The organism is Streptomyces brevispora, assembly GCF_007829885.1.
GTDB lineage: Bacteria > Actinomycetota > Actinomycetes > Streptomycetales > Streptomycetaceae > Streptomyces > Streptomyces brevispora.
The window spans coordinates 5,144,440-5,170,113 of record NZ_VIWW01000001.1 but is presented as its reverse complement, the minus strand read 5'-3'; the positions used below and the strand labels follow the sequence as shown (position 1 = coordinate 5,170,113).

Below are 25,674 nucleotides of genomic sequence, written 5' to 3'. Positions count from 1 at the left end.
TCACGGGAACGGATGGGGGTCGTAGGGCGCCGTGCGGTTCTCCGCGGGGGTGCCCGCGAGTGCGGCCGCCAGTCGGGGCAGTCCGGTCAGCCGCTGCTGGGGCTGACCGAAGCACATCGGGGTGATGCCAGGTACTACCGCCTTGGCCACCGCGAGCCCCAGATCCCGGTGTTCGCGGGTGGACTGGTCCACCGTCAGAACACGTTCCAGCCCGGCGTCCGCGAAGAGTCCCGCGGTGAAGTCCAGCGCCCGGCGCACATCGCCGCGCGCCGCGTCCCGCAGCCGGTGCGGCCAGGTGGGGAAGGCGTGGTGCAGGGCGACCGGGGGCCCGCCGAGCACCGAGGTGACGCGGGGCAACGCCTCGGGCAGCGAGTACAGCTTCAGATGGTCGTGCAGCTGGTCCACCAGCCACGGGTCGGCGAACATCGGCTCGATGTCCTCGCGGGTCCAGGTCACCGGGTCGGTGACCAGCTGCGCCAGTTCCCACAGGGAGGTGCGGGCCACGGTCACCGGGTCGGGGCCGGACCCGGCGGCGGAGAAGCTGGCGGGGAAGGGGCGTTCCCTGTTCACCGCGAGCGACCAGATGACCGGGAGGTCGATGTCGTCGGTGGCCACCAGCAGATGGACGTCGAAGCCGCGTGCGTCGATCAGGTCCAGGAGCCGCCGCGCGGCCGGGTCCTTGACGGAGGAGAGCTCGATCGTCGGCAGCGGGGTGGCCCGGTGCCAGGCGTTGAGGAAGGCGTCCCGCTCCGCCAGTTCGAACAGCGAGTGCAGCACCGCCTCCTCGGGCGTCGATCCCAGGGCGCAGCCGCTGGAGGAGTCATGGAAGTGGAAGGTCCGCTGGCGCGAGTCGGTGCGGCGCACCGTGTCGTAGGCGCGCCGGAACCGGTGGTCGTACTGGTAGAAGCCGATCTCCGCCGGGACGAGCAAGGACGGGCCGCCGTGCAGGTCCCGAGCCCACACCCAGTCCATCGGGGTCTCCGGGGTGTACGGCGTGACCCGGCTGCCGGGGTGGGCCAGCTGTTCCGCGGTGTACTGGCCGAGGGTGTCGGGGTCCACCGCGTGGTCGGCGACCTCCCGGTAGCCGACCGCGCCGACGACGGCCGCCTCATGGGGGAAACCCCCCAGCCGTTCGTACGCCTCCAGGATGGCGACGGGCTCGGCGTCGGCGAACGTCCCCGCGCGGGCGAAGCCCATGGCCAGGGAGTCCGGCAGGGAGGCCACGCTCATGGCGTACGGCGGCAGCGCCTCCCGCACGACCCGGTCGACCGGTCCGAACCGGGGGTCCACCGTCCGCGTGCGGAGCCGTCCGGGTTCGAGCAGCGCGGCACCGTCCACGCCGCGCGTCGGCCCGTCCGGGGCGGCGGGTATCCGGCGGAGCGGCAGCGGGGCGGGCGGGGCCGGGTCGAGCTCGGCGGGGTCGGTGGCGCAGACCCGGCAGCGCGCGCTGCGCCGTACCAGGTGGCGGCGGGAGGAAGGTCCGCCGAGCGCGTACAACTCCCCTGCTTCCAGGGGGAATTCATCCAGGTTCCGGAGGACGGGAGTCAGCATCTCCAGGAGGAACGGGCGGCGCATCGCCGGGCGGGAGACCGGCCGCAGGGGATCGGCCGCCAGCGGATGGCCGGCCACCACCCGGGAGCGCAGCTCCGCGCAGCCCGCGCAGCCGCCTTCCGCGCCGGGGACCCAGTACGGTCCGATCAGGACCTCGCCGCCGAACAGCCGGACCGACAGATGCGGCCGTCCCGCGGCGGATGCGGCGTGCACCCGCTCCTGCTCCCAGTCCGGGTTCCAGCCGCGGTTCAGAGAGAGGGAGCCGGGCCGGGCGGCGGCCAGCGGGCGCAGCGCCTGCGTCCACTGCCGGGCGGCGGGCCCGGCGAGGTCCGGACCGGACAGCACCTCCGTGTCCGGGCCGGGCGCGGGCCGCGGACGGGCGGGGGCCGACATGATCTCACCGGGCATGTGCGGGCTCCTCGGCGTGCGCCACGGCTTCGGGGGAAGCCGGGTGAACGGGGCCCGGGGCGACGGGTCCCTGGGCGGGGCTCAGCGAGACCGGGCCGAAGAAGACCGGCAGGGTGCCGAGCACCGGGTCGGAGCGGAGCGGCGTTCCGGCCGGTTCACCGGGAAGGACGCCCGCCGCGGCGCAGGCGGCGATCTCCGCGCGCAGCCGTGCCGACGCGTCCGGGCCGGTGGTCCGCAGGGCCCCGGTGTGCACGGCCGTGACGTCGGCGCCGGGCCGCAGCCGGGCGGCGATGCCGCGGGCGAGCACCGTACCGAGGCAACCGTGCACCGCCTCGTCCACGGTCGGGCCCCAGCCGTGTCCGTACGGCTCCCCGGTGTCGGCGTGCACCGCCTGCGCCAGCGGCCAGCTGACTCCCGGTACCTCCAGCAGCCGCACGGTAACCGGGAGGCCGTGCTCCTCGGCCAGGGCGCGCTGCACCACCTGGGTTCCGGGCGGCAGAGGGTCGGGGGCCGGCCGCTCACTCGGTACGGCGTGCTCCGTCAGCAGCCGCAGGGCGCCGTCCAGCAGCCACTGCTCCTCGGTGGTCCCGGCGGCGCCCACCGCCGGTGTGCCGTCCGGATCGGACAGCCGGCGCAGAGCCTCGAGGGCAACCGCGACGGTGGCGCCCTGCTGGTCCCCGGCCCAGCCGATGACGCCGGTCCCCGCCCGACCGGGCAGCCTGGCCTCGCGCAGTGCCAGCGGCAGCTGCGGCAGGTCGCCGCCCTCGGTCAGGTCGAACAGTCCGGTCCATGGCGTGGACAGCGGGGCGACGACACTCTGCAGCACCGGGTCCGCGGCCGGGACGTTCCCGCCCGCCGCCGGAGCCGTGGCCGGCTCCGGTACGGCGGTGGGCTCCGGTGCCGCGGTGCGCAGCACGTCGGCGGACAGGTCCTCTCCGTGGACGATGTGCGCGCCGCCCGCCATACCGACCCCGGTCAGCGCCTCGAACACCAGTTGTCCGGCCAGGGCCCCTGCCAGCGCGTCGGCGCCGGGCCGGGGCGCGGGACCGGTCTCCTGGGCCGCGGCCCAGTCCTCGGCACGGGCCGCCAGCGCATCGGCGGTGTCCGGGCCGGACCGGCCGGTGACCACCGGGCCGACCAGGACGGTGGTGCCGAGCCGTACCGGCACCAGCGGTACGTCGTCAGGGAGCCCGAGGAGCCGGGTGGCGGCCTCCGCGACACCGGTGGCCTCGGCGCACCAGACCACCGCGTCCACACCGTCCGCTCCGTGCACACCGGCTCCGCCGTTCACAGCGTCAGGGCCGTCCACGCCGTCCGTGAGCAGTGTTGCGCCCAGCCGCCGGGCGGTGGCCACCGCGTCCCGCGGGTCGGTGGGGGCAAGCAGCAGCTTGCCCGCGCCGGCCCGCGCCAGCCCGCGGGCCGCGGGCAGCACGGCCGCGCAGGGGCCGTACAGCAGGACCCGGGCGGCGCGCAGCGCGGCGAAGGCGGCGTACGGGTCGTCGCTGAACGCCTCCAGATGGGAGAGCGCTTCGCCGAAGCGCTCCCGGGCCTCCGCGTCCGGTGCGGCGACGGTGAACCGTTCGGGGTCGAGCAGCAGGCCGCGGGCACGCAGCTCGTCGGTGAGCCGCCGCACGGCGGGGCGGGCCCGCTCCGAGCCGAGGGCCGCCACCAGCTCGTCCTGCGTGGTGCCCGTCTCCAGCAGCGGGACACAGACATCCGCGACGGTGAGCAGCACCTTGGGTCCGAGAATGACGAACTGGGTGTGCGGCCCGCTGAAGTAGACGCCTCCCGGAACCGGTGCATAGTGCAGATAGGGCCGCGATCTCATCGTCATGCGGTCTTTCCTCCGTAGCTGAAGGGAGCACCGGCGGTCCGGGCGATCTCGACCACCCATTCCGCCGCGTGCCGGGAGTCCGCCACGGCGGGCAGGGCTTCTTCCAGGTATCCGGGGCTCCGCCGTTCCATCAGCCGGGGCAGCACGCGTACGCTCACGGCGCTCTCCAGATCGGCGTACTGGGGCTTCTGCCGCTGCCGGTGTTCCTCGGCGCCGAAGCCGAGCGCGGCGGCGGCCTGGAGCGCTTCGGTTCCGTAGGTGTCCTCCAGTGGTGTCTTGAGGACCACTTCGGCGGGTGCGCCGTGCCGGGCGCGCCAGCGGGCGAGTGCCCGGAGCCGGTCGGTCTCCTCCCGGCCGGCCGTGACCGCCTCGGCCAGTTCGGCCCCGCCGTACCAGCGCCGCCGGGCCAGCACCGCGCGCCCCACCGAGACCCGCGGACAGACCTGGGTGGCGCCGCCCGAACCGCCCGCCGAGGCATGCCAGTCGCCCACGAAGTCCTCCATCAGCCGGCCGCCGCTGACCAGCCACGCCGCGATGCGCACCGGGGCGGGCAGGAACTCGGGGTGGCCGCTGCCCAGGGTCAGCACCCGCAGGTCGCGGCCCTCGGCGTCGCGGACGCACAGCGCGTCGGTGGCCGGATCGTGGGCGAGGCGCAGCGTGGCCCAGCCCTCCGCGTCGATGCCGTCCGGCAGGACCCGGGCATGCGCGTTGACGTTCAGCCGGTGCAGCCCGAGGTCTTCGGCGACCCGCCGGCCGTCCGACCCGTACTGCAGCTTCAGCCGCTCCGCCAGATACGGCAGGGCCCGGCCGCCCAGCTCCCTGTCGGCACCGAGGAACCGGCCGTAGAGCATGCCGTGTCCGGCGTAGGCGTCGTTGAAGAGCAGCCGGTCCTGCCAGGGTTGCACCAGGACGCCGTAGGCCAGCGGGTCCTGGCGGAAGCGGTCCGGCAGCGCGGCGACCAGGCTGCGGGCCTCCTGCGCGGTCAGCACCACGTCCCGGGCGTCGGGACCGGCGGCCGTGAGTGTTCTCCGCATCCGGGCCAGGACGTCCAGCCGCAGCCTGTGCAGCCGGCCGAGGGAGCCGTCGGCCGGCCCGCCGTCCTGGGGGATGTCGCCGTCCAGCGAACCGCCCCGCCGGTACACCTCGGCGGCGATCCGTTCGGCGTGCCCGGCGAGCGGTATCTCGGCTCCCGCCCCGTACCACTCGACGAAGATCGAGGAGAGCACCGCGCGGATGTCGTGCAACCGGTCGAAGACCGACAGGAGTTCCACGACCGCCGCCAGATCGTCCAGCGCGGCGCCCCAGGGGGCGGTGTCCACCGTCATGGACGGGAGGACATAGTCCTCCTCCACCAGGACCTGTGCGGGCCGGCCGGCGCGGTGGCTGAGGTCGGCGAGCGTGCCGCGCAGCCGGGTGAGCACGGTGGCCCGCTGCCCGGCCGGGGCCGCCGCGACCTCCGGGAGCAGCCGGTTCACCTCTCCCAGCAGCGGGGCGCTGGGCAGGCCGGGGCGGTCGAGCGCCGTGCGGAAGGACAGTTCGCCGTCCTCCGGTCCGTCGCTGAGGCAGAGTATTCCCGCGCGGACCGCCCCACGCACCGCGGTCAGTGCGTCCTCGGCGGAGCAGCCGAACTCCCCCACCACCTCGGCCGCGACGGCGGACACCTGCCTGGCACCCAGGGCGACGGCGTTCAGCATCGGACGCACCGGGCCGGCGACCGAGGTGGAGAGCCTGCGGATCTGGCCTCCGGCGGGCTGAAGGAACATCAGCTTTTCGCGGTTCGGGCCGAATTCCGAGGTCGGCGGGAGCTGCACCCAGTCGTCGAAGCGCACCGGCCCTTCCGGCGTGGCCTCGTACCGGAGTCCGCCGAGAACGTAGTGCAGCATGATCCGGTCGAGTCCGATGACCGGGACCGCGCCTACGGCGGTCACTTCACCGAGCGCGACGCCCCGCGGGCCGGGAGGGACCAGTCCGACCGCGGTGAACCGGGAGAGCGGACTGGTGCGGATCATGGCGCGGGTGACGTACTGGACCAGGCCGCGTTCGGACTTCCGCAGCCGGGCAGACAGCTTCCCCTCATCGTCCAGGGCGGCCCGGTAGCGGTCGGCAGCCGCGGCCACCTCCGGTGCGACCAGGGCGAGCGAACACCTGAGGTCGTCATCGGCGAGGAGTCCCGCCAACCGGTTCCGTTCCCGGTCCGCGGCCTGCGGGTACTCCCGGTTCAGCGTCTCCCGCAGGGTGTCCCGCAGGGTGCGGGCAGCCCGCCAGCGGGCCACCGCGGGCACCGGATCGTCCCCGCCGCGCGGCACGCGGTCGTTGTGGATGTCCCGGCGCAGCGCGATCAGCGGGCCTCGCTCGCCGGGGTCGTCGGTGGCGCCGATCAGCTGGTGCAGTTCCGCGGAGCAGAGCTCCGCGGCGGCCTCGACCTCGTTCTCCGCAGCGCACACCTCGCCCAGCAGCGCGGCGAGTACGGCGTCCGCCAGCCGCACCCGGGGAAGCGGGTTGACGCGCAGCATCCACAGGGGTTCACCGGTGTGCGCGGCCGGGGCGCCCTCGCCTGCCACGGCGGGGCGCTGCCCGACCATCCCCCCGGGCCTCACGCGGCGGTCCCGGCGGTCCGGCCCGCTGTCCGGGCCAGACGGTCGCTCCAGGACTCCCCCAGCACCTCGTCCACGGTCTCCGCGATGGCGTAGCACAGGTAGTAGCGGTGCAACGGGGCCACGTCCAGCAGCAGGAGCTGCTGGTAGAACAGGTTGATCAGCAGGCGGTAGGAGGCGAACCAGTCGGTGGTGCCCGCCGTGGCACCGGAGGCGTTCACGGCAGCGTGGAAGTCGCTGCCCCGGTGGCCGGTGACATCCTCCTGGCCGGGCGGTCCCATGGTGCGCCTGTCGAAGCCGCCCTCCCGTTCCTCCAGCGTCCGCAGGGTCAGCGTCTGCTGCGCGACGGCCGAGTCGAAGGCCCCCATGCAGTAGTGGAACGCCTGCCGCCAGCGGACCGCCGAGGGGCCGCCGGTGTCCTCCAGGGTCTGCTGGACCAGGGCCCGCAGCAGCGGTGCGTCGCCCGCGAGGCGGCGGGCGAAGGCCGGGCGGACGTCCTTGCGGGGCGCCGCCCAGGAGAAGAAGGCCTCGGCGTGACTGCGCAGCGAGAACACTCCGAACGGGATGCCGGAGTGGTGGGCCGCGGCCAGCGCGACCATGGCCTCGGCGACCCGGGTGGGGAGGGTGCCCGCGCCTGCGGCGGCCTCCGCGACCGCCGCCGTCAGCGGCCGGTTGATCCGGGTCAGCGCCAGGTCGCACAGGGCGTTCAGCGGCTCGGGCCAGGTGGCGGTCTGCGTGGCGTCCAGCCATTCGAGATGGCCGTGCGGGCGCATCGGCAGATAGGGCGGTCCGACCCGTTCCAGTCTGCCGAACTCCCGGGCGCGGGCGAGGTAGTCCTCCTCGCTCTGCTGCTCCTCCGGGGCGAGCGGGCCCGCGTCCAGCTTCGCCGCGAGGTCGTCCCAGGGCAGCACGGCGCCGCTCTCACCCCCGGCCGGCCGGGCCACCAGGTCCACATGAGGGCCGTGCAGCCAGCCCCGCCGCAGATAGAGAACCGGCGCGTTCAGTTCCTCGTCGAGCGCCCGGACGGCCGGAAGGACGGCGCTCTCCAGCCACGCGGGATGGACGCCCCCTCGGGTGAAGAGTCGGACTCCGGTGGTGATGCCTGGGGCACGGGCCGGAACTGCAGCGGGTTCGGGATCCAGCTTCAAACCGTGTCACCTGCCGTGATCGGAGCGGTCGGGGCGAGCCGTCGCCGATCTTGCGTCGCCGCCCGGCGATCGGGCAACGGTGTCGAGAGCCCGGCTGACATGAGTCATTCCTTTGATGACATTGATCACTGGGACCAGATGCGGAATCGACGACCGTTCAGCTCCGCGGATAGGATCGGCCGCATTCGTCGGCAGGATGTTCAGCACTCCACCGCGTAACACCGGTTCGAGGTCAGCCCGTTGACCAGCGCGGTGAGCACCGCCGGCCGGTTCTGCCGCGTGGAGGCGCCCTGCCACGGCAGCCGCCGTGGCGCCGTCCTTCCTTCACGCCATGGAGTCTTACGCCCCCGAGTCCGGCGCGCTTCCCGGCCCTGCCGACCATCCGCCCGGCCCCGACCGGAGCCCACGGCGCAGCGGCGAGGACCGGCCGAGACCGAGCTCGGGCACCGCCGCATCGCGATGATCAGCGGCCCACGGGACGTCTCCTGCATCCGCGCGCGACAAGCCGGATACACCTCTGCCATCGAGGCGGCAGGTCTGCCCGTTGATGCCGGACTGGTGGTCAACACACAGCTCACCAGGGAAGACGGCTGTGAAGCGGCGCGCACACTGCTGAAGAAGTCCGACCGTCCCACGGCGATCTTCAGCGCCAACGACGTGCAGGCCCTGGGCGTCTACCAGGCGGCACGAGAACTGGGTCTCACCATCCCCGACGACCTGAGCGTCGTGGGCTTCGACGATCTGCCGGTCGTCGCCTGGGTCGAGCCACCGCTCACCACCGTCCACCAACCCCTTACGGAAATGGCCGCAGCAGCCACCGAGCTCGCGCTCGCCCTCGGCCGCGGCGAGAAGCCGGCACAGCTCGGCGTCGAGATCGCCACGACGCTCACGATCCGGAACAGCACGGCCGCGCCGCCGAAGGAACGAAGCAAGATCTGAGCCCGGTCTGCGTCCAGGACCCGGCTCCCGCCTGATCCGAGCAGGCATGGTGACGTGTGAGGGCCAGGCACGCGCATGCCCGGCCCTCACCTCGTCCGCGCGTCAGGAAACGGGGAACCAGGCCGACAGGCGCTTGGCGATGACCGGTACATCGATGTTGTCCTGCGCGACATCCTCGACGAACGGGCCGGCAATGGAGACCGGCGGCGGAGCGATGCCGGCGCTGACGCCGTTGAGCCGCAGGAAGACGCGCATGGCGAGCCAGGCGGTGCGCTTGTCGCCGTCGATCAGCGCGTGATTGCGGGCGACGGAGTGCAGCAGTGCCGCCGCCTTCTCGTGCAGCGTGGGATACTGCTCGGCTCCGAACACGTTGGTTCGGGGTCGCTCGATCGCTGATACCAAAAGCCCCATGTCACGCACGCTGTGCTCGGTGCCGTTGACCTTCCGAGCGATGGCCAGGATCTCGTCGATCTGGATATAGCGCACTTCGCTCACTTCAGGTAGTCCAGGATCTCCGCATCACTGTCCATGAGCTCGGCCAGGACGTCATCGACCTTGAGCTCGGCCCGGTTCTGGGCTTCGCGGATGGCCTCGATGGCGAGTTCCTGTTTGCTGCGGTGCTCGCGACGGGCACGCTCGGTGAGCTTCGCGTCAAGGTCGTCGGGGAGTCGGAGTGTCATCGCCATACAGGGATGATACCGGACTGGTATCAAGGTGGCGAGGTGATACCAGCCACTCAAGACCTCGGCTCACAGCTCCACGTTCTGCGGCCGGGACGGCAGCCCACGCGGCCGCTGTGGGGGGTGCGGCGGGGCGCCCGCACCGGAGCATTCACCGCCGTGCCGATGGTCCGGCCCTCACAGCCCCAGCCCGAGAGGTTCGGGCGGTCGAGGCTTCCGTTTCGAGCGTCATCTGGAGCTCGTCGGGGACCGCCGAAGTGAGCCGCCTCCTGTGCCGGGCCGTAGCACCGGCGCGCGAGGCGGCTCTTCGATACCGGCGGGCGACGCTGCGGGCAACGCCGGTGACGGCGAACGCTGCGGGCAACGCCGGTGACGGCGAACGAGTCGCCGCCGTCACGCCCGCGAGCAGGACGCCCGCCGACCTGGAGGCTGCGGCGCACCTGGGGCGTGAACCGGCCGAGTTCTTGCGCCTGGAGAGCGTCGTCGTGGGGGGCGAGCCGTGGGCGGTGAGCACCTACTGCCTCGAATCCACACTGCTGCCGAAAGAACTGACCGACGCGGGCAACTGGACAACCTCGTGCGCACGCTGACGGCGAGCACGGGGGTCGTCCTGGAGTACGACTGGTGGGCGTTCAGCGCCATCGGTGCCGACATCGCCGACGCCGACCTGCTCGGGATGCCGGCGGGCCCCCTCGTCCGCGAAGGCGTGAGCTGCACCCTCGGTGGCGAGCCCGCGCTGTACGTCCGGCGGCGCATCAAGGGCGAACGAGCCCGCTTCCGGGCGGCCGAAGCACCCTGGCGACAGATCGATCCGCCACCGCTCGAAGGCCGGGGCCATGCCGAGGCCACGCCTCCTGGTCCCGGAGCCAGTGGGCCGCCGCGGCGAGCAGCGGCCGTGACGAGCCCGGCGGCGTCGGCGGGGCGGAGACTGGAGCCCCGCCGAGCCGGGCGGGCCTTTGGTGTCAGCGGCCGTGTTGTTGAGGCCGGATGAGGAGCAGGGCGATGTCGTCGTTGTGGGGGGCGGACCGTTGGGCGTGGTGGACGAGGGTGTCAGCGAGGGCGTCCAAGTTTTGGCCCTGGGCCTGTGCGAGCTGGGCGGCGAGGTCGGCGGTGGCGTCCTCGATGTCGATGCCGGGGGATTCGACGAGTCCATCGGTGTACAGGGCAAGCACGGCCCCGGGCGGTAGGGGGATGTCGGTCTCCGGGTAGTCGGCCGCGGGGTCAATGCCGAGCAGGAGTCCGGGCGTCAGCGGAAGGATCTCAGTGTGTAGGTCGGGGTGGCGCAGGAGTGGGGGCGGGTGGCCGGCGGTGGCCAGGCAGGCGCGGTGGCGTGCCAGGTCGAGCTGGACGTAGAGGCAACTGGTGAACAGGCCGGGGTCAAGGTCGGTGAGCAGGCGGTTGGTGCGGGCGAGGACTTGGCCGGGCGATGCGCCGGCGGTGGCGTGGACGGCGGTGCGGACCTGCCCCATGAGGGCGGCGGCGTTCACGTTGTGGCCTTGGACGTCGCCGATTGCTGCGGCGGCGATGTCGGTGTCGAGATGAATGAGGTCGTAGAAGTCCCCGCCGACGTCGATGCCGTGAGCGGTGGGGAGGTAGCGGGTGGCCACGTCCAGGCCGGGGACGCGGGGCAGTGCTTGGGGCAGCAGGCTGGCTTGCAAGCTGTGGGCGAGAGCCTGACTGGCGTCGTAGAGGCGGGCGCGGTCCAGGGCCTGGGCGATCAGCCCGGCGGTCGCGGTGAGGACAGCTCGTTCCTCGGGCGTGAAGGAGTGCGGCCGGTCGTACGCGAGGACCAGCGAGCCGACGGCGCGGCCGGAGGTGATCAGGGGCAGGAAGGCCCAGGCGGCCTTGCCATCCTGCAGGACGGCGGGGGGATAAGCGCGCTTGAGGTCCGCGAAGGTGGCGTAGAAACTGGGGACGCCGCTGGTCAGGACACGCACAGCAGGGGTGTCCGAGGCCAGGGGGGCGCCGTCGAAGCGGTCCATGAGTTCGGCGGGGTAGCCGCGGCAACCGATGATCCGCAGCCGGCCCTCCTCGGCGATCATCAGGGCGAGGGCTTGGGACTCGAAGGCGGTCGGGACCAGGTCATCGATCCGGGCGATCACGTCCATGACCCCGACGGCCTCGGTCAGCGTGGCGGCGAGGTGCATCAGGAGGTGGTGGGCGGTCGACCGACCCGGTGCGGCCGACGGTGCGGGGTGCAGAACCTCTGACGTCTCCGAGGCAGGAGCCGGAGAGGCCGGGGCGATGCGGACGCTGATGCCGGAGACGTTCGGGTACAGGTGGAAGGAAAGCCACCGGTCCGGTGGGCGCAGGGCGGTGAAGGAGGTGGCCTCCTGGCTGAGCACCGCGGCCCGGTAGCGGTCTTCGACGACTGGCTCGTCCAGCCACGGCAGGACCTGCCGGGGCAGGACGCCCACCAGGTCGGCGGCGCTGGCGCCGAGGAGGTCGGCGGCGGCGGTTGTGATGAAGGTGATCCGGCCGTCAAGGTCCAAGGTGCAGCATCCTCCGGGCAGGCGCTCGGCGAAGTCCGCCGCTGCCGCCTCCTGGGTCGGCCCGCGAGCGCGGGCGCGCAGGGGGGCCATGGCCTGCGGCTCGGACCCGGGCAGCAGCGGGTGGCCGCTGTCGGCGGCCTGCCGCAGGAGAAGGCCCAGGCGGCGGCAGGAGGTACGGACCGCGTTGCGTTCGTGTCGGGTCAGTGGCGATGGATGCGAGCTCGGCCACCGCGCCACCAGGGCCCCCCAGGCGGTGGTGCCGGTGGTGATCGGGGCAGCGGCCGCCGAGAAGGGGTAGGGCAGCGCGAATGCCATCTGCGGGTAGTGCCGCGCCATCTCCTCCTGGCCGCCTATCCACACCAGACGCCGCTCGCGCACGGCGTCGGTCGCCGGGGTGCGGGCCGCCAGCGGCACCTGCGTCCAGTGCGCGGCGATCTGCCGGGGGACCCCCCTCAGCACCGCCAGCCGCAGCACCCGCTCGCCCGGCGGCAGCAGGTATACCATGCCCCCGGAAGCATCTGTCTCCCGCATGAACTGGTCCAAAGCGGCGTCGAGTGGATGCGTGCCCGAGCCTGTGCTCGTGCCGAAGCCGGCAAGGTCCCTCATGCTCTCACCCTCCCGAGCGGCACCGGGCAGAGATCCCTCCAGGCGACCGAAGCGGCATCTGGCCGCCTCCGCGCTGATGCCCAGGCCGGCACCGATCTGCGCCCAGCTCGCCCCGGCTCGCCGGTCCGCCAACACCGCACAGCGCACCAGCTGCCCGGCCAGCCCGGGCACCTCCGCCACGGCGGCAACATGGCAGCCCTCCGCTCCTCGCCGCGGGCGCGAGTCGCTCGCCTGCTGGGTTGCGGCCTGCACCTGCGTCAGGAGATCCGCTTCCGCGAACACCAGCGCCTGCCGCGCCTTCGCCGCCGCCTGCCAGCGACGCCTGGCTCGCCAGGCCGCCTGCCGATGCGCCTGATGGCAATACCGCCGACCCGGGCCTGCCGACTCCGGCAGTGGAGCTCCGCACCACCCACACCGATCGTCACCCATATACCGATCATCACCCATATAGGGTAAATATTCTCTACTGCCGTGATGACGTGCTGCACACGTCCACCGGGGCGGTGGCGGCCGTACTCGGCAGACATACGTACCGATCATGTCGGCATCAAGATGCCCAAACTGCCGCACTCGGACGCTGCGCAGATCGGCACTCGCTCATGGGCGGCGGTTCGGACGGTTGTCCCAGCGGTGGGTCGTCCACGTCCTGCGGAGCAGGCTACGGACGGTGATGATCGTATCTGCGAGGTCGAAGAACGCGTCGATGACCGCGACACGGCGTTCGCCGCATCGGGCCCGTCATGCCGGAGCGTTTCAGGCCCTGTTTGCCGCGGTCGACCGGCGAGCGCCCGGCCGCTTCTGAGCCGCCGGGGGCCTTGGTGATGGAGCCGTCGACGGCGATCTGGTCGAGCACGAGCCCGACGATCCGGTCGTAGGACTCAAGCGCGATCTCTTTGAGTCGGGCGAAGACGCCGAGCCGGATCCACTCATTGCGGCGGTTGCGGAGCGTGGTCGCCGAGCAGGTCGTGTCGGAGACCGCCTGGCAGGAGCAGCCGAACCGCAGGAGCTGGAGCCGCTTGTCGAACACGGTCCGGTCGCTGATACGGCGGCGGTGGCAACCCAGCGGGTGGGCCGGATCGACCGCAGGGCACTTGGGCAGCAGTGCCGCGGAGTACGTCGGGCGGATCGCCAAGACCGAGCACCTGATGCGGATGGTCGACCCGGTCGACGACACCTACCGCCGGCAGATGAACCGCCAGCTCACCGTCCAGGAGTCCCGCCACAAGCTCGCCCGCGACGTCTGCCACGGCAAGCGCGGCCCCATCGCCTCCACCCCCCGGCCGGGGGCCCTGCGGCCCCCGCGCGCCCCGGACGCTGCCGGGCTCGACGAGGGCGACGAAGAGTAGAAGGTCTTGGCGTCCTCCCCAGGAGCCGAGTGGCTCTCGTACTGCCGCGAATTGGCTGTACGAGAGTGGCGGCATGCGTGATGTATGCGGCGACCGTGCGTTCCCGAAGGAGTTTCGGGTCTCCGTCCGTTTCAGACGGCGGTCGTCGGGTTCGAGGATCCGGCAGCGTTGCGGTGTTCGGCGTTGATGCGCTGGGCTTCTTCGAGCTGGTCTTCGAGGATGACGATGCGGCAGGCGGCCTCGATCGGGGTGCCCTGGTCGACGAGCTCGCGGGCGCGGGCGGCGATGCGCAGCTGGTAGCGGGAGTAGCGGCGGTGGCCGCCGGCCGAGCGCAGCGGGGTGATGAGGCGGGCTTCGCCGATGGCGCGCAGGAAGCCCTGGGTGGTGCCGAGCATCTCGGCGGCCCGGCCCATGGTGTAGGCGGGGTAGTCGTCGTCATCGAGACGTCCGAAGGAGTCGTCTGCTGTCATGTCACCTCTCTGTGGAACGCGTGGAGGGGCCCGGGCGCTTACGTGCGCCCGGGCCCCGAAGGAACTGCTACACCATCTGCCGGCCCTGGTACTGCGCCGGCCTTCTGTTTCCGCCTGCCCGACCGTGATGCTGTCGGGGGTGCGGGGATCGCGGTTGCTTGACCGGAGACCACCTCACTATCGATGTCCTGCGGTACCCAGACTCGACAATCCGTCCGGGCGATCCTGATGGCGCCTGGTTCCTCCGTTCTTCCCTCTGAATGAACTGCCTTACCAAACGGGGCACTGCGTACCGCTGATACCGCGAACTGCTTGTACTGCCGGTGATGCGACCTACCGGTGACCTGTACGAGCGCCACTCTTCGGCAGCCAGCCCCGTCGCCCGTCCTGCGTCTGCTCTGGCTTGGAACCCCACTGCCGAACCTCCCGGTGCGCGCGCCCGCAGCCGACGCCTTCACCGAGGTGCTGCTCACTTCACTGCCGGGTACTGCCACTGCGCCAACTGCTGTCGGTGGCCCCTGATGACTGCGGGCCACCCGGTCCGGTCGCCAGTCCCGTCGCCGTCCTGCAACCGCTCTGGCTTCGAAACTCCGCCACCGCACCGTCCTGCGTACTGCGACTACCTGTACTGCTGCCTGGCAGTTCGTCTCTGCCGGGCCCTTCGGTCTCTCTGGCTACGAGAGAAACCATAACCAGAACAACGGCCAATGTCTACTGCGGCCAGTGCAGATTTTTACGTGTCCAGTGGAGAGGTAATCGCCCCCCGTCGGGAAGGCCGCACGGCGGGCTCCACCCGGCTTGACCGCCCCGGGGCGGGGCGGAAGCACCGGGTGGGCAGGCTTCGGCGATCAGAGACGAGGGCAGCTCCCTCGCCGTTGGCCAGTACGCCGATCACGCCCGTGCCGCCGATGCCGTCGGTGACCTCGTAGCCGAGATCCCGCAGAGCGTCGGACGCCTTCTTCGCCGTGCGGTGCTCCCGCAGGCCGAGTTCGGGATACCTGTGCAGATCCCGGTAACGGTCCTCGAGATCGGAGCGGATACCGGCGAGGCCGGACAGCACCGCACGGTTTCGGTCGGTCACGACGTCTGCTTGCGCGGGTGGGACTGCTCTTCTTTCCCGTCCCGGGCGGCAGTGCCGGTGCAGTGCCGCGGCCTTGCGGCCTTCCTGGAACGGGGCTGCCATTCCAGGCTGTTGGGGAGGTTCCAGCCGAGCCGCACAGCAGTGAGCCGGAAGCCCCGGGCCAGGGTGATGCCCAGGTCGGCGCCGATCGCCGGCACGCCGAGGTACACGCAGATCACCGTGACTCCGGCGACCGCGACGGCGGCGGCGTACAGACCGTTGCCCCCGAAGACAGCCGGCACCCGGCCGAGGACGACATCGCGCAGGGCGCCGCCGCCGACGGCGGTCACGGTGCCCAGGAGGGCCCCCGGAAGCCATCCCAGCCCCACGGCGAGCGTCTTGTTGACCCCGGTGACCGCCCAGAACCCGAGGACGGCGACGTCGAGGGCGGTGAAAAGCCGGGTCCAGGACGCCTCGCTGATCTTGATGAGAAAGACCACCACGGACCAGCGATGGCGGTCGGCGGGTAGGCGTAGTCGGTCAGCGCGACCGGTGTGCCGTGCAGCAGCAACACGTCCCTGATCATGTCTCCGCCAGACCGGAGATGATGCCCACCACCAGGAACCCGAACAGGTCCAAGCCGGCCGTGCGGGCCACGGCGCCCCCCAGCAGCGCGCACGAGAAGACACCGGCGAGGTCGAGATAGCGCGTCGCGACCGCGATTCCGGCGGGGATCAGGGAAGCCGACATCACACACAGGGGGGGACACGATGACGAGCCTGGTGACTCGGCGTCTCCGCGGCACGCAGACCGCCACGGACAGTGACGCTCCGCGACGATACGCGGCTGGCAGGTCGGGTCGCCTGCGGTCACGGCCGCGTGGGCGCAGAAGACACGGGTGGGTGCGGGATCGGATGCCTGGGGCGCACGCGGCCCGGGGCGAGACCGGCCGCCGGGGGTACGGCGGTCCCCCGGTCGGCGTCGGCCTCGTCAGGAGCCGCTGCGCCGGTCTCCGTCTTCGTTGCGCGCAGAGCCCGATCGCGTCACGGCGCCGTGACCGTCGTGAAGGGCAGCACCAGCCGGGAGGGGTGAGCGGCGTCGCGGTAGATCTTGTGGGTGACCGGGCGGCCCACCGGCAGGTGGAAGGCGTCCGGCGGCAGCAGCGCGTTGTGCGCGTCGGCCAGGGGCTCGTCGTTCGACAGCTCCACGACCAGCTTGTGGCCCGACAGGAACGTCGCCGCGAACGGGTAGACGCGCAGCACGTACTCCTCGATCTTCCCCGGCTCGATCGGCACCGCGCGGGTGTGCGGGTGGTAGGGGTCGCCCTCGGTGGTGCGCTCCTCGTCGAGCTCGCGGTGCGAGGCCTTGAGGTAGGCGGTGGTGATGAGCTGGCGCTTACCGGTCGGGGCCTCGTCCCACATGCGCAGGATGAAGTTGGTGTCGGGCTGGTCGATCTCCGCGAAGAGGTGCGCCGCGCCCTGGCCGATCATCTCGGTGGGCTCGGTGAACGGCTCGGTGCTCCAGCTGAGCATCTCCACCTTGTCGGTGACCGTGAGCGGCGCCTGGTAGAAGCCGTCGGGGACGGCGTACTCGGCGCCCATGGGCTCGGGCTCGAAGGAGAGCTTGTGGCGCGGGCGGAGGTAGAGCGGCTTGTGCTCCACCTCCTTCGGCGGCCACTGGGCCCCGGTGACGTACTGGCGTGAGCCCTCGACGTGCACGGTGACGGCGGGCTCGTCCATGATCCCGTTGTCGATGCCCTTGATCCAGTAGTCGTACCAGCGGAACATCTTGTCGTGCTCTTCGATGAAGGGGCGCGACTGCATGGGCGGGTACGGACCGATGTCCAGCTTCTTGGGGCCCTTGAGGCGGTTGAAGACCTCGATGGTGCCGTCCGTCGTCCAGCCGCGGCCCTGGTCGATCTGGAGCCAGACCGGGATGTCGATCTTCGGCGCCAGGGTGACGGGGTTGCGCTCCTCGTACCACTCGCCGTCGACCTCGTTCATCACGATGTCGAACCAGGCCTCGTGGTTCTTCGGGTAGTTCAGCACGTGGACCAGGTTGGGCCAGGCGGCCACGTCCGGGTCCTGCAGGCGCTCGGCGACCCGCTTCTTGATCTCTTCGGGCGAGTAGGTCTCGAGCATGCGGGATTTGACGCCGTCGGTGAAGGCCCAGCCGGAGTCGCCGCCGCGCCCCTCACGGGCGGCGCGCGGCATGAACCACATGACGCCGCCGTGGTAGGTGGTCTCGTAGAAGTCGTAGTGGCCGCCGCTGACGAAGATCGCCTTGAGGCTCGGCGGACGCTCGGCCGCCGCCAGCACCTGCATCGAGCCGAAGTAGGAGATGCCGATCATGCCGACGTTGCCGTCGCACCACGGCTGCGCGGCGACCCACTCGATGAAGTCGTACGCGTCCTGGCCGAGCGAGACGCCGCCGGCGTTGTAGTTGCCGATGTGCTCGCCCTCGGAGGCGCCGGAGCCGCGCAGGTCGCCGATGACGTGGACGTAGCCCTCCTCGACGACGCGCGCGATGTCGCCCGCCTCGATGCAGCCGTCCCACATCGGACTGGGCCGGCGCTGCGGCGGCGTGGTGAGCGCGAGGGCCTGCAGCTCCTTGCCGTACGGGCTCAGGGCCACCAGCGCGGGCCTCGGCGTGTCGTCCACGCCGCCGTAGGTGTCGGCGGCCAGCGTGACACCGTCCCGCATCGGCACCCGCAGGTCCTTGCGGACGGCGAGGGTCTGCGCGCCCGCCCGGATCGTATGAAGGTCGGTCATGGTCTGGAAGCTCCTGTACTACACAGTCGGGTGGTGCTGCGCGCGGTAGGCGTGCATCGAGGTGAAGAACGGCGACGGCTCGAGTGTCGGATCGCGGGTGTAGCCGAGTTCCTCGGCGACGGGAGCGAAGGGGGAGTACGGCGAGTCCGTCTTGCGCAGGCCGGCGTCCAGGCAGCCGCAGGCGGCCGCGGCGACGCGGCCCTCGGCGGCGAGGCTCTGGTCGATGGCCTCCTGGGCCTGCGCGGCGTCGAGTTCGACGCCGTACGGCGTGCCGTCGGCGCGGCGATACGGGTGCCCCAGGTAGAGGTGCCGGGGACGGATCTCGTCACGCAGGTACTCCAGGCCGGCCCGGTAGGCGGCCGGGTCCGTGTAGCCGGGGAAGCCGTTGGCGGCCCCGTGGACCTGCACGGCGTCACCGGTGAACACCGAACGCTGCCCGTCGACGACGTAGGCGACCGATCCGGGCGTGTGGCCCGGGACCGGGTGCACCGAGACGGTGACGCCGCCGCCCAGGGAGAGGGTCTCGCCGCCCTTGACGAGCATGGTCGGCTCCATCTCGCCGGAGATGACGGCGTTCGCGGCGGCCGTCACCTTCGCCTCGCCCTCGGGGTCGCCCAGGTACCGGCCACGCCCCGCGAGGTACTCCTCCACATGGGCCCGCCGCGAGCGGAGCATCGGCGCGTCGGCCTCGTGGATCACCACCTGGGCGCGCCGCCCGGTGAGTTCCCACAGGGCGTGCGCGCCGCCGACGTGGTCGATGTGACCGTGGGTCAGCAGGATCCAGCGCACGTCCTCGAGGCGGCGCCCGATCTTCTCGAGCGCGGGAGCCATCCCCTCGGCGGGCGAGGAGGCGATCCCGGTGTCCACGATCGCCGGTTCGGGTGCGTCGATGAAGAAGCTGTAGAGACCGAACCGGCCCCATGGCGAGAACAATGGATGGACTTTGACTGCGTGCGTCATGGCCTTCTTTCCGAACTCGTACGCGGGCGGGCCGGATCAGCGCCGGCCGAGGAAATCGCGCGTCTCGGTAAACACCCGGTGGTACTCGGGGATCCAGGAGAAGTGCTGGACGAAGCCGTGGCCGGCGCCGTCGTACCTGCTCACCGTCGCCGCCACGCCGGCCTCCCGCAGCCGCTGTCCGTACAGCTCGCCCTCGTCGCGCATCGGGTCGAACTCCCCGGTGACGACGAGGGCCGGGGGCAGCCCGGTGAGGTCCGCCCGCTTGACCGGCGACACGAGCGGGTCCGCGGGATCGGCGCCGCTGTCGAGGTAGAAGGCGTTGAAGGGCTTCAGCCCGGCCGTCTCCAGGCCGTAGCCCACGGCGTTCTCCCGCAGCGAGGCGTAGCGGTCGACGTCGAAGTCCAGGTCGAGCGAGGGGTAGTAGAGGACCTGGTGCGTGATCCGGTGGAAGCCGTCATCGTGTGCCTTGGCGGCGACCGCGGCGGCGAAGGTGCCACCGGAGCTGTCGCCGGCGACGGCGAGCATCTCGCCGTCCCAGCCCAGGCCCGACCCCTCCTCGGCGGCCCAGCGCACGACCGCGTAGGCGTCGTCGAGACCGGCCGGGAAGGCGTGCTCGGGCGCCAGGCGGTAGCCGACGGAGACGACCTTGAGAGCCGTCTCCCTCGCCAGCGAGCGCGCGACGTGGTCGTGCGTCTCCAGGCTGCCGAGGAAGAACGCGCCGCCGTGGAAGTACACCAGCAGGCCGTGGCTGTCGGCCTCGTCCGGCGTGTAGATCCGCACCGGCACCTCGCCCGACGCCGTCCGCGCGGTCACGTCCTCGACCGCGTGCAGCGGCAGGCGCTCCTCGAGAGGCGGGACGTGCGCCTCCTCATCGGCGCGCATGGCGACCGGGTCGAGCGGGCCCCCGTCCGGGCCCGGCAGACCGGCGAGAAACTTGGCGATCTCAGGATGCAGCGGCATGGGTCACTCCTTCGGGGCGGCGGTCGCGGGCTGCTGAGTCGCGGGCTTCTGGCCGGGGAAGACGTCGTCGATCTCGTCCTCCGACCAGCCCTGGCGCGAGATGCGCTGCAGCTCGTCGGTGACCGGCTTGCGGGTGGCCTGGAACAGGGCCAGCGCCTCCTTCAGGGAGCCCGCCTGCCGCAGGGCGTCGGCGAGCGCTCCGGCGTCCTCGATGGCCGAGTTGGCGCCCTGGCCCTGGTGGTGCAGCATCGAGTGGGCCGCGTCACCGACCAGGACGACGGAGTCCGAGTGCCACGTGTCGACCGGGTCGATGTCGTAGACCGCGCGGATGTTCATGGTGTCCATGTCGAGGTCGCGGGTGATGTTCACCAGGCGCTCGTCGAAGCCGTCCACCGTCGCCAGGAGGTCTTCCTTGGTGACCTGCGGCGCCCAGGTGCCGTCCGGGCACAGGGCGGTGATGTCGAACGACACCTGGCCGCGGTGGCGCAGCGGGAGCAGGTAGACCTTGGTGCCCTTGCCGATGTACATCCGCAGGTTGTCGTCGGCGGCCATCCCGTGGGCGTCGTCGACGGAGATGACGGCGCGGTAGGCGTGCTCGCCTGAGAACACGGGGCCCTTGTCGCTGAACAGCTCCCGGCGCACCACCGATTTGATGCCGTCGGCGCCGACGACCAGGTCGGCCTCGACGGTCTTGCCGTCCGCGAAGGTGAGAACGGCGCTGTCGCCCTTGTCCTGGACGGACTCCAGCTTGTGACCGAGGTGCACCATGCCCTCGGGGAGCACACCCAGGAGGGCGTCGATGAAGTCCCCGCGGTGGATCAGGTGGGTGTGGGTCTGATCGCCGGCGACCGGCCATGCCTCCTGCATGATCGGTTCGGCGGTGGCCGTGAGGATCTCGAAGTACTCGCTCGGCGAACTCACCTTCGCGATGGCGTCGAAGATGCCCCACTCGCGGAAGCGGTTCATGGTGGCGGGACGCAGACCGATGCCGGCGCCTACCTCCCGGATCCGGTTCGCCTGCTCGTAGACGTCGACGGTGGCTCCGAGCAGGCTCAGGGCCTTGGCCGCTGCCGCGCCGCCGTAACCCGCGCCGACGACGGCGATGCGGAGGTTCTTCAGGTCTGAGAGCTGCATGGTGGTTCTCTCTACTTCTGGATGGTGAGGAAATCGGCCGGGTTGTCGACGAAGATCGTCTTGATCGCGGCCTCGTCGAGGCCGGCGGCGCGGAGGTCCGGGATGAGGTCCTCGAAGATGTAGTTGACGGTGTGGCCCTTCACGCCCGGCCAGCCCAGCGGGGAGCAGTTGGCGTCGGCGGAGGCGAGGACCTGCTTCAGCCGGCCGTCGCCGATGAAGCGGAGGAAGTGGTCGAGGCGCTCCTTGCGGGGGCGGGCCCAGAACGGCGGGTCGGGCAGCTCGGTCTCGTAGCCGAAGGTGTCGAAGCCGATGCGGCCGCCCTGCTCCGCGATCCAGACGTCGCGCGTCTTGTCGGCGTTCACGCCGTCGTCGACGTGTCCGAACAGGACGCGGTGCAGGGGCAGGCTCTCCTCCGCGAAGATCGCGATCGCGTTCTCGGCGTCGATCGCGAGGTGAGTCAGGATCGGCACGCCCGTGCTGAGCGAGGCGCGGGCCGCGGCGCGGTAGATGCGCTTGTCCAGGTCCGTCATACGGCCGCCGCGGCTCACGCCGACCTTGATGACCCCGGCGAGGCTGCCGGTGTTCCCGACGCCCACGGTGATCTCGTGGACGAACTGCCGGGTCAGGTACTCGACGGTCGCCCGGGCGAAGTGCGGCAGGGCGGTGTCACCGCCGACGAAGCCGGTGCAGGCGACGATGTGGACGCCGGTCTTCGCCGACAGCGACTTGTAGTAGTCGACGTCACGGCCGTTGCAGATGCCGGTCGCGTCGACGAAGGTGCCGCCGCCGTGCTCGTGGAACTTGCGGAGCTTCGGGACGGTCTCCTCGTACCGCTGCTCGGGGGACTTCCACCACTTCGTGTCCAGCTCGGAGCCGGGCATGCCGTATCCGATGTGCTCGTGGATGGCCACGAGACCCAGCTCCTCGGCCGGGACCGGCCCCAGGACGGTGTTCACTCTCGACACAGAACTCACCTTTGAGGAAGGAAACTTGACGGGCGTTCGGGCCGGCGCGCTCAGCGCGCCGACAGCAGGTCGCGCGGGTTCTCCACAAGAATCCGCCGTGTGTCCTCGTCGCTGAGACCCTGTGCCTTCAGGAGCGGGACGAAGGTGGTCAGGACGTAGCTGTACGGGAGGTCGTTGCCGGGGTGGCCCTTCGCCACGCCGGTCGCGCTGCCCGAGAGCAGGATCCGGTCGCCGAAGCCCGCCCGCACGAGGTCGGTGACCAGCACCGCGCGCTCGGCGTCGGTGACGTGCGCCGCGTCCTCCGTACCGACGTGGTCGATGGCGACGTAGGCGCCGCGGCGGGCGACCTCCAGGGGCGCGCCGGAGGCGACGGCGTCCTTGCGGTCGAGTCCGCCGACGACGACGCGGTCGGCCGGCAGATTCTCGTCCAGGACGACGTCGAGTTCCCGGACGGCGTCGGCGCCGTAACGGACGGAGGCCGGGACGCCGGTGCTCAGCGCGGTGCGGGCCGCACCGCGGAACAGGCTCTCGTCGGTCGCGGTCATGCCCCCGGCGGTCGCGGTGGTGGCGACCAGGCCGGCAGCACCGCGCCGCTCCACCCGGGGGACCACCATGCCTTCGTTGATCTCCTTGGTGAACAGGTCGGCGAACTTCTCGGCCGGCCACGGCGTCGGAGGGTTGGTCTGCGGGGTCAGGAAGTAGCCGCCGAGCAGTTCCTCCGGGCCCTGACCCGTCGAGGCGACGATGTTCACGCCGGTCGTGCGGGCGAGGGTCTCGTACAGCCGCACGTCCCGGCCGTGGAACATGCCGGTGCTGTCCACGATCGTGACGCCGCCGTGGGCGCGGAAGTCCGTCAGCTTCGCGGCGAGGGTCTCGAAGATCTCGGCGCGGTCGATGGTGATGTCGAAGGCGTGCTCGGCGCCCGGAGTCACGGACAGCAGCGCCTCGTGAACCAGGACGACGCCCAGCTCATCGGCCGGCACCGGGCCCAGGACGGTGTTCACGGTCTTGCTCTTGACGCTCATGCGCTGCCTCACGTGTCCGCGGTGGAGTGCCCAGCACCCTGGGGGTGGCAGTCACGTTAGCCATTCGCTTTACATGCCGTCAATGAAATGGACACCTAGAAAAAATAATTTACGTAAGGTGGATTCGGGCGAATCGATGCACTTCCCGTCGCCTCATGAATCCCATGCATGTCGTGGCATGCAAATCATTCACTTGATGAATGGAGGGTGAAACACTTCACTGAGGGCATGACCACACCGCCCACTTCAGACGTCGACCTCTTCGCCGACGAGGTCGTGCTGGACCCCTACCCCGTCTACGCCGAACTGCGGGAGCTGGGATCCGTCGTCCACCTGCCGGGGAACGACGTCCACGTCCTGACCCGGTACGACGTCATCCGTGACGCGCTCGCGGACTGGGAGTCGTTCTCCTCGACCTCGATCGCATTCAACCCGATGGCCAACGAGGCGCTCACCGGCACCTCGCTCGCGTCCGACCCGCCCGTGCATACCCAGTTGCGCGCCACCCTCACCGAGAACCTCTCACCGCGCGCGCTCCGCGGCCTCAAGGGCCGGATCGAGGCGAAGGCCGACGCCCTCGTCGCCGAGCTCGTGGAGAAGGGCTCCTTCGAGGCCATCGACGCCCTGGCCCGCGTCTTCCCGCTGGAGGTCGTCGCGGACCTGATCGGCTTCACCGGCCACGTCCGCGACAACATGCTGCGCTGGGGACAGGCCGCCATGCAGGTCCTCGGCCCGATGAACCAGCGCACGACCGACAACTTCCCGATCGCCGGCGAACTCTACGAATGGTGCTCCCAGGTCCGGGCCGAGGACCTGGCGGAAGGGTCCGTCGGCCGTGGCATCTTCGAGGCCGAGGCGCGCGGCGCCGTCCCGCCGGGCACGGCCGGCCACATCATCCACCAATACCTCGGCGCCGGCGTCGACACCACCGTGGCGGCGATCGGCAACATCGTCTCCCTCTTCGCCGCGCACCCCGACCAGCTCGACCTGGTCCGCCAGGACCCCTCGCTGGTGCCGGCGGCGTTCAACGAGGTGCTGCGCTTCTGGCCTCCCGTCCACGCCTGGGGTCGTCTGACCACCAAGGACGTCGACATCGACGGAGCCGTCGTCCCGGCGGGCTCGCAGATCGCAATCCTGTTCGGCGCCGGGAACCGCGATCCCCGGCACTACGAGAACCCGGACGCCTTCCTCGTCGAGCGCAATCCGGTCGACCACCTCTCGTTCGGCTACGGCCCCCACGGCTGCGCCGGCCAGGGACTCGCCCGCCTGGAGGCCCACGCCGTGATCGAGGCACTGTCCCGGCGCGTCGGACGTCTCGTCGTCGGACCCGAGGTCCGTGTGCCCAGCAACATCACCCGGAGCATCGAGGAGCTCCCCGTCCTGGAGGTGACCCCCGCATGAAGATAGTTCTCGACCGCCCCCGCTGCGAGGGCCACGGCCTGTGCGAGGAAGCGGCCCCGCAGCTCATGCATCTCGACGACGAGGGCGAGCTGGTGCTCGACCGCGAGGAGGTCGGCGAGGCCGACGCCGCCCTGGCGAAGGCGGCCGCCCGGGTGTGCCCGGTCGCGGCGCTGAGGGTCGTATGAGCGGCGGCACACCGGCCCGCGTCGTCGTCGTGGGCAACGGGATCGCCGGGCTCACCGCGGCCGACACGCTCCGGGAGGCCGGTTTCGAGGGCGAGCTGACCATCGTCGGCGACGAACCGCACCCGGCCTACAGCCGCCCGGCCCTGTCGAAGGCGCTCCTGCTGGACGGCGACGACATGTCCTCGCACGAGCTTCCGCCGGCCGGCCATGGGGCGGCGGAGCTGCTGGGCGTGCGCGCGACCGGGCTCGACCCCGATCGCCGGCTCGTCACCCTCGACGACGGCTCGGCCCTGCCGTACGACCGCCTCGTCCTCGCCACCGGCTCCCGGGCCCGGCGGCTGTCCGAGCTGCCCGAGGAGTTCACCCTGCGCGGGCTCGACGACGCCCTCCGGCTGTGGGACCGGCTGGCGGACCGGCCGTCGGTCGTCGTGGTGGGCGGTGGCGCGCTAGGCATGGAGATCGCCTCCGGGTGCCTGGCCGCCGGCTGCCGGGTCACCCTGGCTTCCCAAGGTGTCCCCCTGATCGCCCAGCTCGGGCCGTACCTCGCCGACGTGTTCGTCAGGGCCGCGCTGGACCGGGGGCTCACCCTCGTCGAGACTGGTTCGGCACGGATCGAACGGCTTGCGGGAGAGGCCCGGGTGGTGCTCGACGACGGTGCCGTCCTCGAGGCGGACATCCTCCTGAGCGCCGTCGGCGACGTGCCCAACACCGAGTGGCTCGCGGACACGGGACTCACGGCCAAGGGCGTCGTCCCGGTCGACTCACGAGGGCTGGTCCGCCCCGACATCGCGGCCGTGGGTGACCTCGCGGCCTTCCCGACTCCGCGCGGGCTGCGCCGCGTCCCCCTGTGGAGCAGCGCGATCGAGCAGGCGAAGGTCGCCGCGAGGGCACTCGTACGCGGTGACGAGGTACCGCCGCTGCGCTTCCAGACGTACTTCTGGACCGAGCAGTTCGGGCTGAGCCTCAAGGTGGTGGGCGATCTGCCGCAGGACGGGGAACCGGCATACGTGGACGGTGGGCCCGGTGGCGGGCCGGCGCTGATGCGCTGGTCGCACGCCGACGGCACCGGTGTGGCCGCGGCCCTCGGTTACCGCATCCCGATCCCCAGGCTGCGCCGCATGACCCGGGCCGCCCCGTAGGGTTGC

22 protein-coding genes and 3 pseudogenes are annotated in these 25,674 nt (G+C 71.6%); 7 read left to right on the top strand and 18 right to left on the bottom strand.

The window, feature by feature from the left end:
- Genes FHX80_RS23985 through FHX80_RS23970 form a run of 4 tightly spaced genes read right to left on the bottom strand, consistent with a single transcriptional unit; the run spans position 1 to position 7,535 of the window.
- Complete coding sequence (locus FHX80_RS23985) at positions 1-1,959, bottom strand: TOMM precursor leader peptide-binding protein (protein ID WP_145766092.1); 1,959 nt, start codon at positions 1,957-1,959, stop codon at positions 1-3.
- A complete protein-coding gene (locus FHX80_RS23980; protein WP_145766091.1) occupies positions 1,949-3,793 on the bottom strand; it encodes a hypothetical protein in 1,845 nt (614 codons plus the stop codon). The genes FHX80_RS23985 and FHX80_RS23980 overlap by 11 nt, the downstream gene beginning before the upstream one ends.
- On the bottom strand, positions 3,790-6,354 hold the full coding sequence (locus FHX80_RS23975; protein WP_244318396.1) for a lantibiotic dehydratase family protein: 2,565 nt from the start codon (positions 6,352-6,354) through the stop codon (positions 3,790-3,792). Before FHX80_RS23975 ends, FHX80_RS23980 begins: the two co-directional genes overlap by 4 nt.
- A gap of 32 nt (positions 6,355-6,386) precedes the next feature.
- Positions 6,387-7,535: a hypothetical protein gene (locus tag FHX80_RS23970; RefSeq protein WP_145766089.1), complete on the bottom strand. Its 1,149-nt coding sequence runs from the start codon at positions 7,533-7,535 to the stop codon at positions 6,387-6,389.
- 432 nt (positions 7,536-7,967) lie between these two features.
- Between FHX80_RS23970 and FHX80_RS23965 the strand changes: the two are divergent.
- A pseudogene (locus FHX80_RS23965) lies at positions 7,968-8,474 on the top strand (LacI family DNA-binding transcriptional regulator); the annotation flags it as partial.
- 102 nt (positions 8,475-8,576) lie between these two features.
- On the opposite strand, the gene FHX80_RS23960 reads toward FHX80_RS23965, so the two are convergent.
- Together FHX80_RS23960 and FHX80_RS23955 are read right to left on the bottom strand one after the other, a co-directional pair.
- A complete protein-coding gene (locus tag FHX80_RS23960; RefSeq protein WP_145766087.1) occupies positions 8,577-8,969 on the bottom strand; it encodes a type II toxin-antitoxin system death-on-curing family toxin in 393 nt (130 codons plus the stop codon).
- Positions 8,966-9,160, bottom strand: a complete 195-nt coding sequence (locus FHX80_RS23955; RefSeq protein ID WP_145766086.1) for a ribbon-helix-helix protein, CopG family — start codon at positions 9,158-9,160, stop codon at positions 8,966-8,968. Before FHX80_RS23955 ends, FHX80_RS23960 begins: the two co-directional genes overlap by 4 nt.
- A gap of 335 nt (positions 9,161-9,495) precedes the next feature.
- Between FHX80_RS23955 and FHX80_RS23950 the strand changes: the two genes are divergently transcribed.
- Both FHX80_RS23950 and FHX80_RS23945 read left to right on the top strand, forming a co-directional pair.
- Positions 9,496-9,744 (top strand): hypothetical protein, encoded by a 249-nt coding sequence (locus FHX80_RS23950; RefSeq protein ID WP_145766085.1) that lies wholly within the window; start codon positions 9,496-9,498, stop codon positions 9,742-9,744.
- Positions 9,732-10,145: a hypothetical protein gene (locus tag FHX80_RS23945; RefSeq protein ID WP_145766084.1), complete on the top strand. Its 414-nt coding sequence runs from the start codon at positions 9,732-9,734 to the stop codon at positions 10,143-10,145. Before FHX80_RS23950 ends, FHX80_RS23945 begins: the two co-directional genes overlap by 13 nt.
- On the opposite strand, the gene FHX80_RS23940 is transcribed toward FHX80_RS23945, so the two are convergent.
- Positions 10,117-12,252, bottom strand: coding sequence for a SpoIIE family protein phosphatase (locus FHX80_RS23940; protein ID WP_145766083.1), 2,136 nt, complete (start codon positions 12,250-12,252; stop codon positions 10,117-10,119). The two genes, FHX80_RS23945 and FHX80_RS23940, sit on opposite strands and share 29 nt — an antisense overlap.
- Before the next feature lie 597 nt (positions 12,253-12,849).
- Positions 12,850-13,405: pseudogene (locus FHX80_RS23935) on the bottom strand (transposase family protein).
- On the opposite strand from FHX80_RS23935, the pseudogene FHX80_RS23930 reads away from it, so the two are divergent.
- A pseudogene (locus FHX80_RS23930) lies at positions 13,344-13,538 on the top strand (Tn3 family transposase); the annotation flags it as partial. The pseudogenes FHX80_RS23935 and FHX80_RS23930 overlap by 62 nt on opposite strands.
- Before the next feature lie 191 nt (positions 13,539-13,729).
- Here FHX80_RS23930 and FHX80_RS23925 read toward each other — a convergent pair.
- The 10 genes from FHX80_RS23925 to FHX80_RS23880 form a co-directional block, all read right to left on the bottom strand.
- Positions 13,730-14,068 (bottom strand): MerR family transcriptional regulator, encoded by a 339-nt coding sequence (locus tag FHX80_RS23925; protein WP_145766081.1) that lies wholly within the window; start codon positions 14,066-14,068, stop codon positions 13,730-13,732.
- A 733-nt stretch (positions 14,069-14,801) separates the two neighbouring features.
- Positions 14,802-15,149 (bottom strand): hypothetical protein, encoded by a 348-nt coding sequence (locus FHX80_RS36640; protein ID WP_341874028.1) that lies wholly within the window; start codon positions 15,147-15,149, stop codon positions 14,802-14,804.
- Positions 15,146-15,631: a trimeric intracellular cation channel family protein gene (locus tag FHX80_RS23910; protein ID WP_244318394.1), complete on the bottom strand. Its 486-nt coding sequence runs from the start codon at positions 15,629-15,631 to the stop codon at positions 15,146-15,148. Before FHX80_RS23910 ends, FHX80_RS36640 begins: the two co-directional genes overlap by 4 nt.
- A gap of 79 nt (positions 15,632-15,710) precedes the next feature.
- Entirely contained in the window at positions 15,711-15,878 is a 168-nt protein-coding gene (locus FHX80_RS35895; protein ID WP_244318393.1) for a TRIC cation channel family protein, read from the bottom strand.
- A gap of 293 nt (positions 15,879-16,171) precedes the next feature.
- Positions 16,172-17,899 (bottom strand): CocE/NonD family hydrolase, encoded by a 1,728-nt coding sequence (locus FHX80_RS23905; protein WP_145766080.1) that lies wholly within the window; start codon positions 17,897-17,899, stop codon positions 16,172-16,174.
- 18 nt (positions 17,900-17,917) lie between these two features.
- Complete coding sequence (locus tag FHX80_RS23900; RefSeq protein WP_145766079.1) at positions 17,918-18,859, bottom strand: MBL fold metallo-hydrolase; 942 nt, start codon at positions 18,857-18,859, stop codon at positions 17,918-17,920.
- Positions 18,860-18,895: 36 nt separating this feature from the next.
- Positions 18,896-19,819 (bottom strand): alpha/beta hydrolase, encoded by a 924-nt coding sequence (locus FHX80_RS23895; protein ID WP_145766078.1) that lies wholly within the window; start codon positions 19,817-19,819, stop codon positions 18,896-18,898.
- 3 nt (positions 19,820-19,822) lie between these two features.
- Complete coding sequence (locus FHX80_RS23890; RefSeq protein ID WP_145766077.1) at positions 19,823-20,953, bottom strand: FAD-dependent oxidoreductase; 1,131 nt, start codon at positions 20,951-20,953, stop codon at positions 19,823-19,825.
- An 11-nt stretch (positions 20,954-20,964) separates the two neighbouring features.
- On the bottom strand, positions 20,965-21,918 hold the full coding sequence (locus FHX80_RS23885) for a phosphotriesterase family protein (RefSeq protein WP_145766076.1): 954 nt from the start codon (positions 21,916-21,918) through the stop codon (positions 20,965-20,967).
- A gap of 50 nt (positions 21,919-21,968) precedes the next feature.
- Positions 21,969-22,943: a phosphotriesterase family protein gene (locus tag FHX80_RS23880; RefSeq protein WP_145766075.1), complete on the bottom strand. Its 975-nt coding sequence runs from the start codon at positions 22,941-22,943 to the stop codon at positions 21,969-21,971.
- Between the two features lie 228 nt (positions 22,944-23,171).
- Between FHX80_RS23880 and FHX80_RS23875 the strand changes: the two genes are divergently transcribed.
- The 3 genes from FHX80_RS23875 to FHX80_RS23865 are packed head-to-tail and all read left to right on the top strand — an operon-like array spanning position 23,172 to position 25,668.
- Positions 23,172-24,344, top strand: a complete 1,173-nt coding sequence (locus FHX80_RS23875; RefSeq protein ID WP_145766074.1) for a cytochrome P450 — start codon at positions 23,172-23,174, stop codon at positions 24,342-24,344.
- Positions 24,341-24,529, top strand: a complete 189-nt coding sequence (locus FHX80_RS23870) for a ferredoxin (RefSeq protein ID WP_145766073.1) — start codon at positions 24,341-24,343, stop codon at positions 24,527-24,529. Before FHX80_RS23875 ends, FHX80_RS23870 begins: the two co-directional genes overlap by 4 nt.
- The gene (locus tag FHX80_RS23865; RefSeq protein WP_145766072.1) at positions 24,526-25,668 is read left to right on the top strand and encodes an NAD(P)/FAD-dependent oxidoreductase; all 1,143 of its coding nucleotides are present in this window, start codon (positions 24,526-24,528) and stop codon (positions 25,666-25,668) included. Before FHX80_RS23870 ends, FHX80_RS23865 begins: the two co-directional genes overlap by 4 nt.
- Positions 25,669-25,674: the final 6 nt, after the last annotated feature.

Bases quoted from the DNA above. Each gene is read 5' to 3' on its own strand.
- FHX80_RS23985 (WP_145766092.1), bottom strand. From the start codon at position 1,959: ATGCCCGGTGAGATCATGTCGGCCCCCGCCCGTCCGCGGCCCGCGCCC.
- FHX80_RS23980 (WP_145766091.1), bottom strand. From the start codon at position 3,793: ATGACGATGAGATCGCGGCCCTATCTGCACTATGCACCGGTTCCGGGA.
- FHX80_RS23955 (WP_145766086.1), bottom strand. From the start codon at position 9,160: ATGGCGATGACACTCCGACTCCCCGACGACCTTGACGCGAAGCTCACC.
- FHX80_RS23940 (WP_145766083.1), bottom strand. From the start codon at position 12,252: ATGAGGGACCTTGCCGGCTTCGGCACGAGCACAGGCTCGGGCACGCAT.
- FHX80_RS23925 (WP_145766081.1), bottom strand. From the start codon at position 14,068: ATGACAGCAGACGACTCCTTCGGACGTCTCGATGACGACGACTACCCC.
- FHX80_RS35895 (WP_244318393.1), bottom strand. From the start codon at position 15,878: ATGTCGGCTTCCCTGATCCCCGCCGGAATCGCGGTCGCGACGCGCTAT.
- FHX80_RS23905 (WP_145766080.1), bottom strand. From the start codon at position 17,899: ATGACCGACCTTCATACGATCCGGGCGGGCGCGCAGACCCTCGCCGTC.
- FHX80_RS23900 (WP_145766079.1), bottom strand. From the start codon at position 18,859: ATGACGCACGCAGTCAAAGTCCATCCATTGTTCTCGCCATGGGGCCGG.
- FHX80_RS23895 (WP_145766078.1), bottom strand. From the start codon at position 19,819: ATGCCGCTGCATCCTGAGATCGCCAAGTTTCTCGCCGGTCTGCCGGGC.
- FHX80_RS23890 (WP_145766077.1), bottom strand. From the start codon at position 20,953: ATGCAGCTCTCAGACCTGAAGAACCTCCGCATCGCCGTCGTCGGCGCG.
- FHX80_RS23880 (WP_145766075.1), bottom strand. From the start codon at position 22,943: ATGAGCGTCAAGAGCAAGACCGTGAACACCGTCCTGGGCCCGGTGCCG.
- FHX80_RS23875 (WP_145766074.1), top strand. From the start codon at position 23,172: ATGACCACACCGCCCACTTCAGACGTCGACCTCTTCGCCGACGAGGTC.
- FHX80_RS23870 (WP_145766073.1), top strand. From the start codon at position 24,341: ATGAAGATAGTTCTCGACCGCCCCCGCTGCGAGGGCCACGGCCTGTGC.
- FHX80_RS23865 (WP_145766072.1), top strand. From the start codon at position 24,526: ATGAGCGGCGGCACACCGGCCCGCGTCGTCGTCGTGGGCAACGGGATC.